16 protein-coding genes and 1 riboswitch are annotated in these 15,879 nt (G+C 62.9%); of the genes, 5 read left to right on the top strand and 11 right to left on the bottom strand.

All coding sequences use genetic code 11. The features are described from left to right. Positions 1 to 130: 130 nt before the first annotated feature. A riboswitch (SAM riboswitch) is annotated at positions 131 to 208 on the top strand. A 56-nt stretch (positions 209 to 264) separates the two neighbouring features. Further along, positions 265 to 1,455: an O-succinylhomoserine sulfhydrylase gene (locus EN850_RS21510; RefSeq protein WP_127275615.1), complete on the top strand. Its 1,191-nt coding sequence runs from the start codon at positions 265 to 267 to the stop codon at positions 1,453 to 1,455. A gap of 27 nt (positions 1,456 to 1,482) precedes the next feature. Here EN850_RS21510 and EN850_RS21515 read toward each other — a convergent pair whose 3' ends face one another. Further along, positions 1,483 to 2,634, bottom strand: coding sequence for a ceramide glucosyltransferase (locus tag EN850_RS21515; RefSeq protein ID WP_136092211.1), 1,152 nt, complete (start codon positions 2,632 to 2,634; stop codon positions 1,483 to 1,485). A 220-nt stretch (positions 2,635 to 2,854) separates the two neighbouring features. Here EN850_RS21515 and apaG point away from each other — a divergent pair, with 220 nt between their 5' ends. Further along, entirely contained in the window at positions 2,855 to 3,247 is a 393-nt protein-coding gene (apaG, locus tag EN850_RS21520) for a Co2+/Mg2+ efflux protein ApaG (protein WP_027146773.1), read from the top strand. Between the two features lie 229 nt (positions 3,248 to 3,476). Here apaG and EN850_RS21525 read toward each other — a convergent pair whose 3' ends face one another. The 3 genes from EN850_RS21525 to EN850_RS21535 all read right to left on the bottom strand — a co-directional run bounded on the left by EN850_RS21525 (position 3,477) and on the right by EN850_RS21535 (position 6,782). Continuing rightward, positions 3,477 to 4,508: an Hsp33 family molecular chaperone gene (locus EN850_RS21525; RefSeq protein WP_127275613.1), complete on the bottom strand. Its 1,032-nt coding sequence runs from the start codon at positions 4,506 to 4,508 to the stop codon at positions 3,477 to 3,479. Between the two features lie 146 nt (positions 4,509 to 4,654). After that, complete coding sequence (gene argF / locus EN850_RS21530; protein ID WP_127275612.1) at positions 4,655 to 5,566, bottom strand: ornithine carbamoyltransferase; 912 nt, start codon at positions 5,564 to 5,566, stop codon at positions 4,655 to 4,657. Between the two features lie 16 nt (positions 5,567 to 5,582). After that, positions 5,583 to 6,782, bottom strand: a complete 1,200-nt coding sequence (locus tag EN850_RS21535; protein ID WP_136092212.1) for an aspartate aminotransferase family protein — start codon at positions 6,780 to 6,782, stop codon at positions 5,583 to 5,585. Between the two features lie 356 nt (positions 6,783 to 7,138). Here EN850_RS21535 and EN850_RS21540 point away from each other — a divergent pair, with 356 nt between their 5' ends. Then, a complete protein-coding gene (locus EN850_RS21540) occupies positions 7,139 to 7,657 on the top strand; it encodes a GcrA family cell cycle regulator (RefSeq protein WP_127275610.1) in 519 nt (172 codons plus the stop codon). Between the two features lie 68 nt (positions 7,658 to 7,725). Here EN850_RS21540 and EN850_RS21545 read toward each other — a convergent pair whose 3' ends face one another. The 3 genes from EN850_RS21545 to EN850_RS21555 all read right to left on the bottom strand — a co-directional run bounded on the left by EN850_RS21545 (position 7,726) and on the right by EN850_RS21555 (position 10,934). After that, the gene (locus EN850_RS21545) at positions 7,726 to 8,733 is read right to left on the bottom strand and encodes a magnesium and cobalt transport protein CorA (protein ID WP_127870775.1); all 1,008 of its coding nucleotides are present in this window, start codon (positions 8,731 to 8,733) and stop codon (positions 7,726 to 7,728) included. Positions 8,734 to 8,826: 93 nt separating this feature from the next. After that, positions 8,827 to 9,552, bottom strand: a complete 726-nt coding sequence (gene phoU, locus EN850_RS21550) for a phosphate signaling complex protein PhoU (protein WP_135921001.1) — start codon at positions 9,550 to 9,552, stop codon at positions 8,827 to 8,829. Between the two features lie 116 nt (positions 9,553 to 9,668). After that, positions 9,669 to 10,934 carry an ATP-binding protein gene (locus EN850_RS21555; RefSeq protein WP_127870774.1) on the bottom strand — a complete coding sequence of 422 codons (1,266 nt, stop codon included), beginning with the start codon at positions 10,932 to 10,934 and terminating at the stop codon, positions 9,669 to 9,671. 155 nt (positions 10,935 to 11,089) lie between these two features. On the opposite strand from EN850_RS21555, the gene ppk2 reads away from it, so the two are divergent. Further along, positions 11,090 to 11,998 (top strand): polyphosphate kinase 2, encoded by a 909-nt coding sequence (gene ppk2, locus EN850_RS21560; protein ID WP_127870773.1) that lies wholly within the window; start codon positions 11,090 to 11,092, stop codon positions 11,996 to 11,998. Between the two features lie 66 nt (positions 11,999 to 12,064). Here ppk2 and EN850_RS21565 read toward each other — a convergent pair whose 3' ends face one another. The 3 genes from EN850_RS21565 to EN850_RS21575 all read right to left on the bottom strand — a co-directional run bounded on the left by EN850_RS21565 (position 12,065) and on the right by EN850_RS21575 (position 14,279). After that, complete coding sequence (locus EN850_RS21565) at positions 12,065 to 12,814, bottom strand: enoyl-CoA hydratase-related protein (RefSeq protein WP_127870772.1); 750 nt, start codon at positions 12,812 to 12,814, stop codon at positions 12,065 to 12,067. Continuing rightward, positions 12,811 to 13,449, bottom strand: a complete 639-nt coding sequence (locus tag EN850_RS21570; protein WP_127279872.1) for an acyl-homoserine-lactone synthase — start codon at positions 13,447 to 13,449, stop codon at positions 12,811 to 12,813. Before EN850_RS21570 ends, EN850_RS21565 begins: the two co-directional genes overlap by 4 nt. Before the next feature lie 98 nt (positions 13,450 to 13,547). Next, positions 13,548 to 14,279, bottom strand: coding sequence for a LuxR family transcriptional regulator (locus EN850_RS21575; protein ID WP_127279873.1), 732 nt, complete (start codon positions 14,277 to 14,279; stop codon positions 13,548 to 13,550). A 259-nt stretch (positions 14,280 to 14,538) separates the two neighbouring features. On the opposite strand from EN850_RS21575, the gene EN850_RS21580 reads away from it, so the two are divergent. Continuing rightward, positions 14,539 to 15,387 carry a transporter substrate-binding domain-containing protein gene (locus EN850_RS21580; protein WP_136092213.1) on the top strand — a complete coding sequence of 283 codons (849 nt, stop codon included), beginning with the start codon at positions 14,539 to 14,541 and terminating at the stop codon, positions 15,385 to 15,387. Between the two features lie 44 nt (positions 15,388 to 15,431). Here EN850_RS21580 and EN850_RS21585 read toward each other — a convergent pair whose 3' ends face one another. Beyond that, positions 15,432 to 15,845 carry a tellurite resistance TerB family protein gene (locus tag EN850_RS21585; protein WP_136092214.1) on the bottom strand — a complete coding sequence of 138 codons (414 nt, stop codon included), beginning with the start codon at positions 15,843 to 15,845 and terminating at the stop codon, positions 15,432 to 15,434. Between the last annotated feature and the right edge of the window lie 34 nt (positions 15,846 to 15,879).

The raw sequence follows: 15,879 nt of genomic DNA on the forward strand, positions 1-15,879 counted from the left end.
CGCCCAAGACTGGTCTCTTTTAGTGCAGGTTCTTGCCGCAAAACCACTGGGCACTTTTGCGGAACCTGCCTTGGTACAAACCTCTTAATGAAGCCGGCAATTGACGCAAGCGTGGCGCGGGTCTAAAGGGTCGTTATCCCGTGGTGATTTGGCCGGTCGGCTTGCAGCCACGTTAAACAAGTCGCTAAAGGACCGTCGGGCCGCAAGGCCGTATGGACCGGTTGCGACTTTCGCGGCCGGTTTTTTTGTGTCTGGAACAAAGCGATGAGCACCAAGAAGCGCAACTGGAAACCTCAGACGGCACTCGTGCATGGCGGAACCCTGCGTTCCCAATTCGGCGAAACCGCCGAGGCGATGTACCTGACCCAGGGCTATGTCTATAAAACCGCCCAGGCGGCGGAAGCCCGCTTCAAGGGCGAAGAGCCTGGCTTCATCTATTCGCGTTACGCCAACCCGACCGTCGACATGTTCGAAAAGCGCATGTGCGCTCTCGAAGGCGCCGAGGACGCGCGCGCCACGGCGTCGGGCATGGCGGCGGTGACCGCGGCCCTTCTGTGCAGCGTCAAGGCCGGCGATCATATCATTGCGGCGCGCGCGCTGTTCGGCTCCTGTCGCTGGGTGGTCGAGACGCTGGCGCCGCGCTATGGCATCGAGGCGACCTTGGTCGACGGCACCGATATCGCCAATTGGGAAAAGGCGGTCAGGCCGAACACCAAGCTGTTCTTCCTGGAAAGCCCGACCAATCCGACGCTGGAAGTCGTCGACATATCAGCCGTCGCCTCGCTTGCCAATTCGATCGGCGCGCGGCTTGTCGTCGACAATGTCTTCGCCACGCCGCTGCAGCAGAAGCCGTTGCAGCTTGGTGCGCACATCGTCGTCTACTCGGCCACCAAGCATATTGACGGCCAGGGCCGTTGCCTCGGCGGCGTCATCCTGTCGGACAAGAAGTGGATCGACGAAAACCTGCACGACTATTTCCGCCACACCGGCCCCAGCCTGTCGCCGTTCAATGCCTGGACCTTGCTGAAGGGGCTCGAGACGCTGCCGCTGCGCGTGCGCCAGCAGACGGAAAGCGCCGGCAGGATCGCCGACTTCCTGGCCGAGCAGCCGCAGATCGCCCGCGTCATCTATCCCGGCCGCGCCGACCATCCGCAGGCCGCCATCGTCAAGAAGCAGATGTCGGGCGGCTCGACGCTGATCTGCCTCGACGTCAAGGGCGGCAAGCCGGCGGCCTTCGCGCTGCAGAACGCCCTCGACATCGTGCTGATCTCGAACAATCTCGGCGATGCCAAGAGCCTGATCACCCATCCGGCGACGACGACGCACAAGAACCTGAGCGACGAGGCCCGCGCCGAACTCGGCATCGGGCCAGGGACGCTCAGGCTGTCGGTCGGCCTGGAGGACGCCGACGACCTGCTGGAAGACATCGCGCAGGCGCTGAAGGCCGCCAAATAGGCTGTTTGGGAGCGTCGGTCGCGGCGATCAGGCGCGCGACGGCGTCTCCTCCAGTTCGGCCGCCTTGGTGCGGATGGTCATTGCGTTGCCGCGCCAGTCGACGGCGCCGCCGAGCCAGCCGCGCGCCCAGAGGGTTGGGAGCATCACGTCCCGCGCAATCATGGCCGCGACCATGCGCGGCGACAGGTACCAGCCCTTGGACAAGGCCAGTGCGCACTCCGGAAGGTAGAAGGCCGCCAACACGGCAATCGCGGTTGCCCAGAGGCTGATGCCGGCGCTCGCCGCAGCAACCAGGGCAAGCGCGAGAGGCACCGCCGCGCCGGTCAGGATTTCGGGCGCGAAGAACAGCGGGAAGGTGACGCGGCGCAGGCGCGCCCAGCGGGCCTGACGCGACCAGATCTCGCCAAGCGTGCGCTGGCCGAGCGGCTGCTCGAAGGGCGCGGCAACGAGATTGACGCGCAAGCCGAGGCCGTTCACCAGCTTGGTGGCGGCAGCGTCCTCGGCGATCTCGGCGGCCAGCGCCCGAATGCCGCCATTGGCATCCAGCATCGGCTTGTTCCACAGCATGCTCTTGCCCTGGGCAAAGCCGAGGCCGAGCGCCTCGCCGGCATACTGCCAGCGGGCCTGCAATGTGTTGAGGAAGGCGCATTCGACATCGGCCCAGAAACCCTCGGGCCGCGAGCCGATCGGCGTCGAGCAGACAAGGCCGGTGTCGGGCCGCCATGCCGCCATCATGTGCTCGATATAGTCCCTCGGCATCAGGACGTTGGAATCTGCAAGGATGACCCAGTTGTGGCGTGCCGCTTCCCAACCCTTGACGCAATTGTTGAGCTTTGGATTGGCGCTGACGCGGTCGTCACCGATCAGCAGCCGGGCCGGCACCTTGGGAAACCGGGCAATCGCCCTGTTTATCAGTTTGACCACCGGATCGTCGGTATGGGCGACGCAGAAGATCAGTTCGTAGCGTGGCCAGTCGAGGGCGAAGGCGCGTTCCAGCGTCTCATGCGTGAACGGCTCGACGCCCCGCGACGGGACGACGATCGAGACCGGTTGCGGCTTGCCGGCTGGCGGGGCGATCGTGTTGCGCCGTTTCAGCTGTGAAGCGGCGAGCGAAATGCTGGCGGCGTTTGAAAGGATGAGTGCGGTCGAAAGCGAGGCGGCTATGAAGGTGAGTTCCATCGAGATCTGGTCACTCCGGAAAGGCGGCCGGCATCGTGGCCGTTTTCAACAGTTCGACAGAGCGCCGAGTCGCCCGGTTCGTGCACACCACCATTGTCGTGTGTCACTTAAATGACATTCTTTGCCGGCACCTGCGGTTCAAGGTCAGCCGCGACAAGACGCGCACGTTGACCTGCTCACCGGGAGCGCTGAAAGTCATCGGGTTGTTTTGGAGCCGCTCATGTACCGCGCCGTGACGCGCAACATCGAAGTGCAGGTCAGGCCGTTCTATCTCGAGGACCGTTCGGATCCCTCGGAGAACCGCTATGTCTGGGGCTATCAGATAACGATCGACAACCAGTCGGACGAGTTCGTGCAGTTGTTGTCGCGCTATTGGCACATCACCGATGGCGCCGGCCGGGTCGAGGAAGTGCGCGGGCCGGGCGTTGTCGGCGACCAGCCGGAACTCAATCCCGGCGACAGCTATCAATACACGTCCGGCTGCCCGCTCTCGACACCATCCGGGATCATGGTCGGACGCTACACGATGCGCAACAAGCGCGGCGAGACCTTCGACATCGCCATCCCCGCCTTCTCGCTCGATCTGCCGGGGACAAGGCGCACGGTGAATTAGCGTCTTTTCTCCCGTCACTATACGGGGGAGTTGAGGAATGGTCCGCGAAGCGGACGAATTGCTTGGCTTTTCGAGTGACGACCGTCCGGCAGGACAATGAGGGCAGCGCCGAGCTTGCGAGAATTTTCTTCAGATAGAGCCAAGGAGCTCCTGTACTAACGCTGGCGCTGCCCCTCATCCGCCTGCCGGCACCTTCTCCCCGTATAGTGACGGGGAGAAGGGACTAGCTTTACTGAGCCGCAAACTCGGCCGGATCGAAGTCGTACTGGGTCGAGCAGAACTCGCAGGCGACGTGGATGCCGCCATCCTCGGTGCTGTCCTTGATCTCCTGCGCGGAGAAGCCTTCGAGGATATCGCGGATCTTGTCCCTGGAGCACGAGCACTGGTCGGTGACGGGGACGCCGCCGAAGACGCGCACGCCATGCTCGTGGAACAAGCGATAGAGCAGCCGCTCGGCGCCGATGGTCGGGTCGATCAGCTCGGTCGGCTCGATGGTGCCCAGCAAGGCGAGGAGTTCCTGCCAGGAATTATCGGCCGGATCGTGGACTTCCTCGCGCGGATCGCCATCGCCACCCGGCAGGTCCGGGACGCGCATGCGCTCGGGCGATTGCGGCAGGAACTGCGCCAGTATGCCGCCGGCGCGCCACTGCTCGCGCGCACCGCCGATACCGGGCGTCAGCAGCTTGGCGACCGAGAGCCTGATATCCGTCGGGATCTGTTCCGACTGCCGGAAATAGGTGCGCGCCGCGTCTTCCAGCGTTTCGCCGTCGAGCTGGACGATGCCCTGATAGCGCTGCGTATGGGCGCCCTGATCGATGGTCAGCGCCAGCACGCCGCTGCCAAGCAGCGTTTGCTGCGAGGTCTCGCCGGCCGCGACCAGCGCTTCGAGCCGATCCGCGTCGAAACGCGCATAGGCGCGCAGCGCCGAGGGCGTGGAAAAGTCCGCGACCAGCATGTCGACAGGCCCGTCGGTACGGGTCTGCAGGATGAACTTGCCTTCGAACTTGAGCGAGGTGCCGAGCAGCACCGTCAGCACACAGGCTTCCGCCAGCAGGCGGGCGACCGGCTCGGGATAGTCGTGGCGGCCAAGGATGGCGTCGAGCATCGGCCCGAGCTGCACCGTGCGGCCACGCACGTCGAGCGGACCGACTTCGAAGGGAACGACGTGATCGTCGCCGGCGTAGCCGAACTCGCCGAGTTTGGGGTGATGTTCAGTCACTTGATGGCTTTCCAACATGACAAAGCTCCAGGGCGCGGCCATGCGGCCCTGGTGGGCACATGCGTCCAAACGCGCTTGATTTGCGTGATGCGGCGCAGATAGGCATTGCGCCCCCGCAGATCAAGCGCCTGGGCATTTCAGGCGCCAAGACATATCAAGCAACAAGACATATCAAGCAACAAGACACATCAAGCACCGAGACACCAGGCAAGCACGGCCTTCTGGGCGTGCAGCCGGTTCTCAGCCTCGTCGAAGACCACCGAATGCGGTCCGTCGATGACCTCGTCGGTCACCTCCTCACCGCGATGGGCCGGCAGGCAATGCATGAACAGGGCGTCGGGCTTTGCCTTGGCCATCAGCGCGGCGTTGACCTGATAGGGCGAGAAGACATTGTGACCGCGGGCACGGTGTTCCTGGCCCATCGACACCCAGCAGTCGGTGACGATGCAGTCGGCCTGGTCGACGGCTTCCTCGGGCGAGCGGGTGAAATGCAGCTTGCCGCCATGCGCCTTGGACCAGTCGACATGCTTCTGCGCCGGTTCGCTGCCTTCGGGTACGGCGACGTTGAGATTGAAGCGGAACCGTGCCGAGGCCTCGAGCAGCGAGTGTAGCACGTTGTTGCCGTCGCCGGTCCAGGCAATGGTCTTGCCGGCCACCGGACCGCGATGCTCCTCGAAAGTCATGATGTCGGCCATCAGCTGGCAGGGGTGGGTGTCGTCGGTCAGCCCGTTGATCACCGGAACGGTGGCATTCTCGGTCAACTCCAGCAGCCGCTCGTGCGAGGTGGTGCGGATCATGATGGCGTCGACATAGCGCGACAGCACCTTGGCGGTGTCGGCGATGGTCTCGGAGCGGCCGAGCTGCATCTCGGTGCCGGTCAACATGATGGTCTCGCCGCCAAGCTGGCGCATGCCGACGTCGAAAGAAACGCGCGTGCGCGTCGACGGTTTGTCGAAGATCATGGCCAGCACCTTGCCTTCGAGCGGCTTGGTCCGCTCGCCGGCCCTGAGACGCGCCTTTCGCGTCACCGCATCATCCAGCATGAAGCGCAAATCGCCTTCGGAAACGGTGGAAAGATCGGTGAAATGGCGAACTGACATCAGGAATGGTTCCGGATTACTTCGCGGCGGCGGAGGCAATGGCCTCCGACAGGCCCTTGACGCCGGCGCGGATGCGGCCGAGCGCTTCGTGAATCTCGGCATCGGTGACGGTCAGCGGCGGCAGCAGGCGAATGACGTTGTCGCCGGCCGGAACCGCCAGCAAATGCTGGTCGCGCAGCGCCATGTTCACCTTGCCGTTGGGCATCGCGCATTTGAGGCCGAGCATCAGCCCGGTGCCCCTGATATCCTCGATCACCTCGGGGAATTCGTCGGCTACCGACGCAAGCCCCTGCTTCATCAGCAGCGCCTTGCGCTGGACATCCTCGAGAAATCCATCTTCCAGCACGACGTCGAGGACGGCGTTGCCGACCGCCATTGCCAGCGGATTGCCGCCGAACGTGGTGCCGTGCACGCCGGCGGTCATGCCGACGGCCGCTTCATCGGTGGCAAGGCAGGCGCCCATCGGGAAGCCGCCGCCAATGCCCTTGGCGATTGCCATGATGTCGGGCGTCACACCCGACCACTCATGCGCGAACAGCTTGCCGGTACGGCCAATGCCGCACTGAACCTCATCGTAGATCAACAACAGGCCGTGCTGCTCGCAGAGCTGCCGCAGACGCTTCAACGACTGTGTCGGTACCGGGCGGATGCCGCCCTCGCCCTGCACCGGCTCGATCAGGATCGCGGCGGTCTCGGGCGTGATCGCCTTTTCAGCGGCGTCGATGTCGTCGAAGCCGACCTGATCGAAGCCTTCGACCTTGGGTCCGAAGCCTTCGAGATATTTGTACTGGCCGCCGGCCGCGATGGTCGCCAGCGTGCGGCCATGGAAGGCGCCTTCGAAGGTGATGATGCGGAAGCGCTCGGGATGTCCCTTGACGAAGTGGTAGCGCCGCGCCGTCTTGATCGCGCATTCCAGCGCCTCGGCGCCGGAATTGGTGAAGAACACCTTGTCGGCGAAGGTGGCATCAGCCAATCGTTCGCCAAGCCGGCTCTGCCCCGGGATCTCATAGAGATTGGAGACGTGCCAGAGCTTCGCCGCCTGTTCGGTAAGGGCCGCGACCAGATGAGGATGGCCGTGGCCAAGCGAATTGACAGCTATGCCGCCGGCGAAATCGAGATATCGCTCGCCCTTGTCGGTAACCAGCCAGGTGCCTTCCCCATGGTCGAAGGCCAGGGGTGCGCGAGCAAAGGTCTCGTAAAGCGCCGAACCGCTCATTATATGCGTCTCCGGTACCGGAAAATCAAAAAAGCCGCCAAAGCGGCGGCCTTCTGTGGCTTATCGTGTTTTTCCGTCATGAAGTCAACGAGAACGTCGCGTAGTGGCGCGCGGCAAGCCCCCTGACGCGACGCCGGCTCATGAGCGACCGGGCAAGTTGGGGAAAACCGAAAAAACCGATTCGTGTTGCACTTGGGACTCTTGTCACCGAGTCAGCGCATAGAGTAGTTGTAGTCGAGAAATAACTAGATTTCGTGCGGCGGACCTAATCACCAGATATATGTGGTGTCTGCCCCAGCAGTGGTGCTGGGTCGGGAAAGGATTCTGATTGCCGCACGCTTATGAGGAGCGCGGTCATGAACTGGACTGACGAGCGGGTAGAACTCTTGAGAAAACTGTGGTCGGAGGGTCTGAGCGCAAGCCAGATTGCCGCTCAGCTTGGAGGGGTCAGCCGCAACGCGGTCATCGGTAAGGTGCACCGGCTGAAACTGTCGGGCCGCGGCCGTGCGACGGCGACGCCGGCACGCCAGAAGAAGGCATCGCAAGGATCGACCGTCCAGAAGTCGGTGGCACGCGCCGCGACCACGGCACGTCATGTCACGACTTCGATCGGCGCGACGGCCCTTCAGACGCAATTCGACGCCGAACCTGTAGCAAGACACTACATTCGCCCGGTCGAGAACGTCGTGGTACCGATCTCACGGCATCTGCAGCTCGTCGAACTGACCGAGCGCACCTGCAAATGGCCGAACGGTGATCCGCTTTCGGAGGACTTCAATTTCTGCGGCAACGAAGCCGCCGAGACCGGTCCCTACTGCAAGTACCATGCCCGCGTGGCGTTCCAGCCAGCGGCGGAGCGGCGCAGGAACCGATAGGGAATAGCCACTGATTGAGCTTCCGCGAGGGGGCAATGCAGTCTTTCCCCTATTCGCTATTTGCTCTTTCACAGCCAGCCGTTCTTCCTGAACCGCCAATACAGGAAGCAGCAGATCAGCGCGATGGTGGCCAGCACCATCGGGTAGCCATATTCCATCTTCAGCTCGGGCATGTCGGTAAAGTTCATGCCGTAAATGCCGGCGAATGCGGTTGGCACCGCCAGGATGGCCGCCCACGAGGCGAGTTTCTTGGAGATCGCCGTTTCCTGGCTCTGGCCGACCAGGAGACTGGCCTCGAAGGCGAAGGCCAGCACCTCGCGCAGACTGTCGATTTTCTCCTGGACGGTGCGGATGTGATCCGTCACGTCGCGGAACAGCGGGTGCATGGCCGAATGGATCTGCGGCAGCTCGGCGCTGGTCAGCCGGCGGCAGACTTCCACCAGGGGCAATGCCGCATTGCGCAGGCGCAAGAGGTCGCGGCGCAGCATGTAAAGCCGCTCGATATCGGGGCCGGTCATCGGCTTCAGCAGGACCTTGTCCTCGATCGCCTCGACCTCGTCCTCGATCTGCTCGAGCACGGGCATGTAGTTGTCGACGATGAAGTCGAGAATGGCGTAAAGGACGAAATCCTCGCCCTTGGCCAGCGAGTGCGGGCAGCTTTCCCAGTGCTGGCGCACGGCGGCATAGGATGTCGACGGGCCGTGCCTGACGCTGACGATGTAGCCTGAGCCGACAAACAGATGGGTCTCGCCGAAGGTGACGCGCCCGTCGATCAGCTGCGCCGTGCGGGCGACGATGAACAGCGCATCGCCATATTGCTCGATCTTTGGCCGCTGGTGCGGATGCTCGGCATCCTCGATCGCCAGCTCATGCAGATGAAACTGTGCCTGGACGCGCAGCAGAAGTTCACGGTCGGGTTCAAGCAGCCCGATCCAGACGACGTGTCCCGATTTCTTGGCCCAATCGCCGGCTTCCTCGATTGGAATATCGGCGATGCGGCGCCCGGCGGTATAGACACCGCAGGCAATGATGCCCGATGTCGGCGGCGAGGGCTTGAACTCCCGGACATATTCCATCGCGGCCTCCGAAAGCGTTGCCTTCCCCAGGGAACCAAGCTTATCTCGGGGTAGTTTAGCGCAATATGATCAAGCGTTCGAGAGGACGTGCGTTCACTTCACCGGCAGCGCCGCGGGGAGGCCGATCTTGTCCGTCTTGTCGCTTTTCGGCCGATCGGCCGGCATCTGGTCGCCGGTGACGATGTAGTAGATGGTCTCGGCGATGTTGGTGGCGTGATCGCCGATACGCTCGATGTTCTTGGCGCAGAACAGCAGATGCGTACAGGGCGTGATGTTGCGCGGATCTTCCATCATGTAGGTCAGCAATTCGCGAAACAGCGACGTGTACATGGCATCAATCTGGTCGTCTCGGTCGCGCACGAAGCCGATCTTGTCGACCGAACGCGACGCATAGACGTCGAGAACTTCCTTCAGCTGGGTCAGCGCCAGGTTGGCCAGAGCCTCCAGGCCGCGGAAAAGGCTGGTCGGCTGACGGCCGTCGATGACGGCGACCACCCGCTTGGCGACGTTCTTACCGAGGTCGCCGACCCGCTCGAGGTCGGCCGAAATGCGGATGGCGCCGACGATCTCGCGCAGGTCCGTCGCCATCGGCTGGCGCTTGGCGATGATGATGATCGCCTTGTCGTCGATCTCACGCTGCCCCTCATCCAGCACGAGGTCATCGCGAATGACCTTCTGGGCCAATCCCGGATCTGCATTGACCAAGGCGGCGACCGCCTGCTCGACCATGCGCTCGGCATGGCCGCCCATCGCGGCGATGCGCTTGGAGAGATATTTCAGTTCCTCGTCAAAGGCGCTCATTGTGTGAACGGACTGCATGGACGAAATGCCTTCCCACGGGGTGTCTTGATTTTGAGTCGTTTCCTCGAATCCCCGCTGATACGCTAACCGGATGACAGAAAAAAGAAACGGTCCCGTGGAAAACTAGGGCAGTATCAGTGCGCCGGCAAATGGACTGAGAACGCGGCGCCCTTGCCGACCTCGGACCGGATCGTCAGCCTGGCGTTGTGACGCGTCAGGATGTGCTTGACGATCGACAGGCCAAGTCCCGTGCCTTTCTGGGTCCGGCTGGTCTCGACATCGATACGATAGAAGCGTTCGGTGATGCGCGGGATATGTTCCTCGGGGATGCCGGGGCCGAAATCCCGGATCGTCACGTCGATGCCTGGTTCGGAACCGTCATCGCCGCGCGCGATCGACACCACGACGCGGCCGCCCGACTGGCCGTATTTGCAGGCGTTTTCCAAAAGGTTCTCGAAGACCTGGAACAACTCGTCGCGATCGCCCGGCACATCGAGCGGCCCCTTGGCGAAATCGCGCTCGATGGCGACATTGTTTTCCCGGGCGAGCGGTCCGAGCGAATCGATGACGCTGTCGACGGTCTGGCGCAGATCGACTTCGGTTCCCGGCTTCAGATATGGCTTCATCTCCAGCCGCGACAGCGACAGCAGATCGTCGATCAGGCGCGCCATGCGGCCGGTCTGGTTCTGCATGATCTGGAGGAACTGCTCGCGCGCCGCCGGATCGTTGCGGGCCGGTCCGCGCAGCGTTTCGATGAAGCCCGCGATCGAGGCCAGCGGGGTGCGCAACTCGTGACTGGCGTTGGCGATGAAGTCGGCGCGCATGCGGTCTATGCGTCGCGCCTCGCTCTGGTCCTTGAAGACCAGCACATAGAGGTCAGTGCCATGCCCGACCGATGACGCGCTGACCCGGTAGGCCCGTTCGACAGGCAGTTTCTCGGTGTAATCGACAACATCCGAGGCGACGGTTCCCGACAGCACACTGTCCAGCAGCGCCTGCATTTCCGGCGCCCGGAATTTCAGCGGCAGCGAGATGCCGGGCGCGATGCCGCCAAAGGCGGCAAAGGCGGCGGCGTTGGCGTGGACGATGGTGGCGGCCTGGTCGAAGATGATGAGCGGATCGGCGACCGCGGCCGCGAGATATTCCCCCGACAGGCGCTGCAAGCCCATCGCCTCGATTGCCCCGGCGCTCTCGGCGGAATGGCGCACACCGGCCGCCGGCAATATTGCCGCCGCCAGCAACAGCAGCAGAGCCGGTACCAGCACGTAGGCGGAAATACCCGCGAAGCCATAGGCGATCAGAACCGCCACGACCCCGGCCGCAAGCAGCCAGCGGCTGTTCCACAGCCGGGCGGCCATGGCTTGCCCCGTGCCTTTCTGTTCCGCGCCCAGGTCAGTCATTCGCGCGCCCAACCTCCACCGGTCACACGGCGACGGAAACTTCCGCTGGACCGCAAATCAAAAGTGCTACAGCGTCGTTTGCGCGTCCAAATGGACATGCGGCCTGTAGTGGCTCCCAATAGCATGAGTCCAGGCACTTAAAAGGGTTCGTCTGCATGAAAAACGCCAAGGAAAATTCCGTCACGCCAACTTCTGGTCCGCTGAACATCAAGATCGGCGGCAAGAAACGGGAGTTCGATATCGAGAATCCCGAGCTTCCGGACTGGGTCGAGGAGAACAAGCTGACCGCGGGCGGGTATCCCTACGACAAGAAGATGAAAAGCGAAGAGTATGACGAGACGCTCGAGAAATTGCAGATCGAGCTGGTCAAGGCGCAAGCCTGGCTGCAGGCGACCGGCAAGCGGGTGATGGCGCTGTTCGAGGGGCGTGACGCTGCCGGCAAGGGCGGTACGATCTTCGTGGTGCGCCAGTACCTCAACCCGCGCACGGCGCGTAACGTCGCGCTGACCAAACCAACCCCGACGGAGCTGGGACAATGGTACTACCAGCGCTATGCCGACCATTTCCCGACGTCGGGCGAATTCGTCACTTTCGACCGCTCCTGGTACAACCGCGCAGGCGTCGAGCCAGTGATGGGTTTTTGCACCCCCGAACAGCATGAGAAGTTTCTCGACGAGACGCCGCATTTCGAACGAATGATCGTCAATGACGGCATCCATTTCTTCAAATTCTGGCTGAACATCGGCCAGGAGACGCAGCTCGAGCGCTTTCACGATCGCCGCTACAGCCCCCTGAAGAGCTGGAAGTTCTCGCCGATAGACATTGCCGGCATCACCAAGTGGGACGATTACACCAAGGCGCGCGACAGCATGTTCGAGCACACCCACAAGGAGTTCGCGCCATGGATCATCGTGCGGGCCAACGACAAGCGCCGCGCGCGGCTGGCGGTGATGCGTCGCATCCTCCTGTCGCTGCCCTACGAGGGGCGCGATCTCGATGTCGTCGGCAAGGAAGACAAGAAGATCATCGGCGAAGGGCCGTCATTCCTGGGCAAGCAGGACTGACGCTTTGGCGCCGCGCGGCCAAAGCCAGCGCGGCGCAGTTGATGTCCTCTTTCCTCGGCCTGGCGGCTAGGCCGCCAGGCGCGCGATCCGCTGCAACCGTCGCAGCGTGGCGTCGTCCTGCAGCGCCTGCTGGAACAGCGATATCTCCTCATCGATGCGCTCGCAAAGTGCCGTGGTGTTGCCCTTGAGCAAGCCGCGCGTCTGCAGCAACGCCGCAACCGGCTTTTTGGCCAATTGTCTTGCCCGGCCGAGCGTCGCCTCCTCGACGCTCCCTTCCGGGACGATCTCGGCGACGAGGCCGAGCGCCCTGGCATCTTCGGCACGAAGCGTGTCCCCGAGGCAGAAGAAGCGGAAAGCTCCGGCATAGCCGAGCTTCTGCGGCGCCAGGATGCTGGTCGCCGCGTCCGGCACCAGGCCGAAATCGACGAACGGCACCCGGAACGTGCTTTTTTCCGACGCGATCACCATGTCGCAATGGAACAGGATGGTGCAACCGACGCCGACGGCGTCGCCGTCGACACAGGCCAGGATGGGCTTCGGAAACGTCGCCAGCATGCGGAACATGTCGGTGACGGCGGCGATCAGCTTCTGATGCTTGGTGGCATCCAGGAATTCGGAAAAGTCGCCGCCAAGGCAGAAACAGCCCGCCAGGCCGCGCAGCACGACGACCCGCACCTCGTCGTTCTCGGCGGCTTCGTGGAACGTCGTGGCAAGGCTCTCATAGGCCCTTCTATCGAGCACCGGCCGGCCGTCATTCGACGATACGGTGACGATCAGAGCGTGGTTGCGCAGTTCAGGCTGCGGGTGCGCGTTCATGATGCCCTCCTTTGGCCGAACATGTCGGGATATCCCCTGGCCAGAACGGGCGCATGATGATTGCGGCGCGACCGCACCACGTCCAGCGTGTGCTCGTTGAAGGTGAGCAGCGTCGCCACGACCTGCTGGTTGCCATAGGTGCGCTGATAGCCGAGCGGCGTCGCCAGGAAGTGCAGTTGCAACGCGCGCAGCACCCACATCGGCTCGAACTCGATGATCACCTTGTCGACGCCGCGCTTCAGACCCCACTCGACGAAACCGGCTATCAACTCCGTGCCGACGGTCGAGACGCCGCGCCGGCCATCGCGAAAACCCGGAGCCACCGCATAGCGGGTCAACTCCCAGATGTTGGGACCCGCCGGCGGCGTTCCCTCGGAGAGATCGGTCAACACCTCGGTCAGCAGATGCGGCCGCGTGGTCGGCAACATCCTCTGATAGCCCGCGACTTCATTGCCCCTGATGACGATCTGATGGACCGCCTCGTCATGATCGAACTGGTCGACCTCAAATCCGTCGGGGCGCCGCAGGTCCTCCCATCCCATTTCCTCGACGAATATCTGATAGCGCAGCCGATGGACGGCCTCCCAGAGATCGGGGCGTTCCATCAATTCCTTGGTCGAAAGACAAAAAAGCATTCCGTAGTCTCCTGTGTTTCAGGGGAAGATACGGCCGTGCTTCGATGCGAAAATTGCGTGATCACGTAGGCGAGAAGTTCTAGGCCGGCACGGCCGACCTAGCTAATGTAGCCGCGCCGTATCGCCTCGGCGACTGCCTGCACCCGGTTGACGGCACCGAGTTTGCTTTTGGCGTTAAGAAGATGTTTCTCCGACGTGTGCTCGGAGATGCCGAGGATTTGCGAAATCTCCCATTCGGACTTGCCGACGGCGGCCCATTGCAGGCACTCGCGTTCGCGCGGCGTCAATTCGATATGGTCGATTATCTTGCCGGCCATGGTGTGCAGTTGCATGGCGCGGCCGACCGCATAGGTCGAGACCAGCGAGACAAGGCCGAACTCGGCCGCCGACAGTTCCACGGCCTCGCCCCCCAGGGACACCATGACGATCTCACCGTCAAGCGTGATCAGAGGGAAGGCGAGCCCGTCACGCAGCTTGAAGGCACCGGCGTCGCCCATCACTTCGCCACTGTTCTTGTCGATGCGAAGGCCCTGGGCGGCTTCACGCCACTGGAACGGCGCCTGCAACTGCTTCATGTGACTGACGACGGGATCGTGATCGACATAGTTGCGCGCCACATAGCGCTCCAGCCATTCGACCGGCCAATCGCAAAGCAGCACATGCTGCTTTTGCTGACCCGTCGGCGTGCCCGGCTTCGGAACGGTTCCGGCCATCAGCGCGGTCAGGCCGAACTCCGATGTTACGCCCAACAGTTTCTCGCAGACCGCGGCCGCCGTCGCGGCGTGCTGCAGTTGGTCTATGTATTCCAGCGTCCGATCGAACTGACTCATCGCAACATCAACCCCATGTTGCCTCATGCATTAAAGCCCATGGTCCGCGCCTTGCCGGCACTTTGCCACTGACCACGGATTGCAAAGCGCCCGCTTCCGGTTGTGGTTCTCGACCCTGGTACCCCCACCAGGGCAGCCACCGCTTGTTTGCAAACTCAGCGAATCATATCCTGAAATCGAAGCGTTGAAATCAAAAAGCATTGTGCCTGTACCATTTTCGTACCAAAACCGGCACGAGCACGGTGCGGGGAGTTCTATCGTGGCGTTCCAATGGCGGTTCCAGGTCCTGGCAGTGGCGCTCATTGCGGCATTGGCTTGGATTCCCGGAGCACGCGCGGAGCCCCAGGTACCGGTGCTGTGGGACGCCAAGGAGCGGCTGCCCAAGCCGGACCTTTCGGCACTGCCGCGGCTGCGGTTCCTGACGACCACGGATTTTCCGCCCTTCAATTTCCTCGACGGCGCGGGAAAGCTGTCGGGTTTCCATATCGACCTGGCGCGCGCCATCTGCGCGGAGCTCGGCATCGTCGACAAGTGCCAGATCCAGGCGCTGCCCTGGGCGGAGCTTCAAGGCGCGATCGGGAAAGGCGAAGGCGAAGCGATCATCGCCGGCATTGCCGCAACGCCGCAGTCGCGCCAGACATACGCCTTCTCGCGCGCCTACCTGCAGTTCCCGGCGCGCTTCATCATGCCGAAGAACAAGGCGCTGGCGGAACCGATCTTCGATAAATTGCACGGCAAGCGCGTCGGGGTGATATCAGGCTCGGCGCATGAACGCATGCTGCGCGACTATTTCGGCACGGTCCAGGTGGTTCCCTTCGACAAGCCGGAAGCCCTCTATGGCGATCTGAAGGCCGGCAAGATCGATGCGGCCTTCGGTGATGGCATGCGCTTCGCCTTCTGGCTCGGCGGCTCCCACGCGGCCGGCTGCTGCCGCTTTGCCGGCGGCCCCTATCTGGCGCCCGAATATCTGGGCACCGGCATGGCGATCGCCACGCGAGCGGACAATCCGGCACTGGCCGCGGCCCTCGACTACGCGCTGCAGGAGATTTCGATGAAAGGCACCTTCGCCGAATTCTACCTGCGCTATTTCCCGGTCAGCTTTTTCTGATCCGGCCCGGTCAGCTTTTTTCTGATCCGGCGTAATGCTCGCCTTCAGGTGAGCGTGCGAAGCCGCGCCTTGGCCGCACGGCCGATGGCCGCCACGGTCAACGTGTCGAGATCGAGCTGGCGGCGGATCAACTGCAGCACCCGCACTTCCTCCATGCGCATTTCGAGATCGATGGCAGCCACTTCGAAGGCCGCCGCATAGGCGGTGTCGCGCAATCGCTCCGGCAGCGCCTCGGCAACCTGGGTGAGGACACCCTCCAGGCCATCCTTTTCATGCAACAGGTTCTGACAAGCCTGAGCCACGGCAACCAGCCGGTCCTGCTTGAAATCCTCGAACACCGGCCACGAGCGGACGACCTCGCCGATCCTGGCCAGTTCGACATCGGTCATGTCACGGTCGGAGGCCGATGTGATGACCATCAGGTAGATCAGCGCTTCGTGCGGGGTGGGCGACGGCATTCTTTACTCCTTGGACGGGCTTCGAAGGTAGGAA

The organism is Mesorhizobium sp. M8A.F.Ca.ET.207.01.1.1, assembly GCF_004794715.1.
GTDB lineage: Bacteria > Pseudomonadota > Alphaproteobacteria > Rhizobiales > Rhizobiaceae > Mesorhizobium.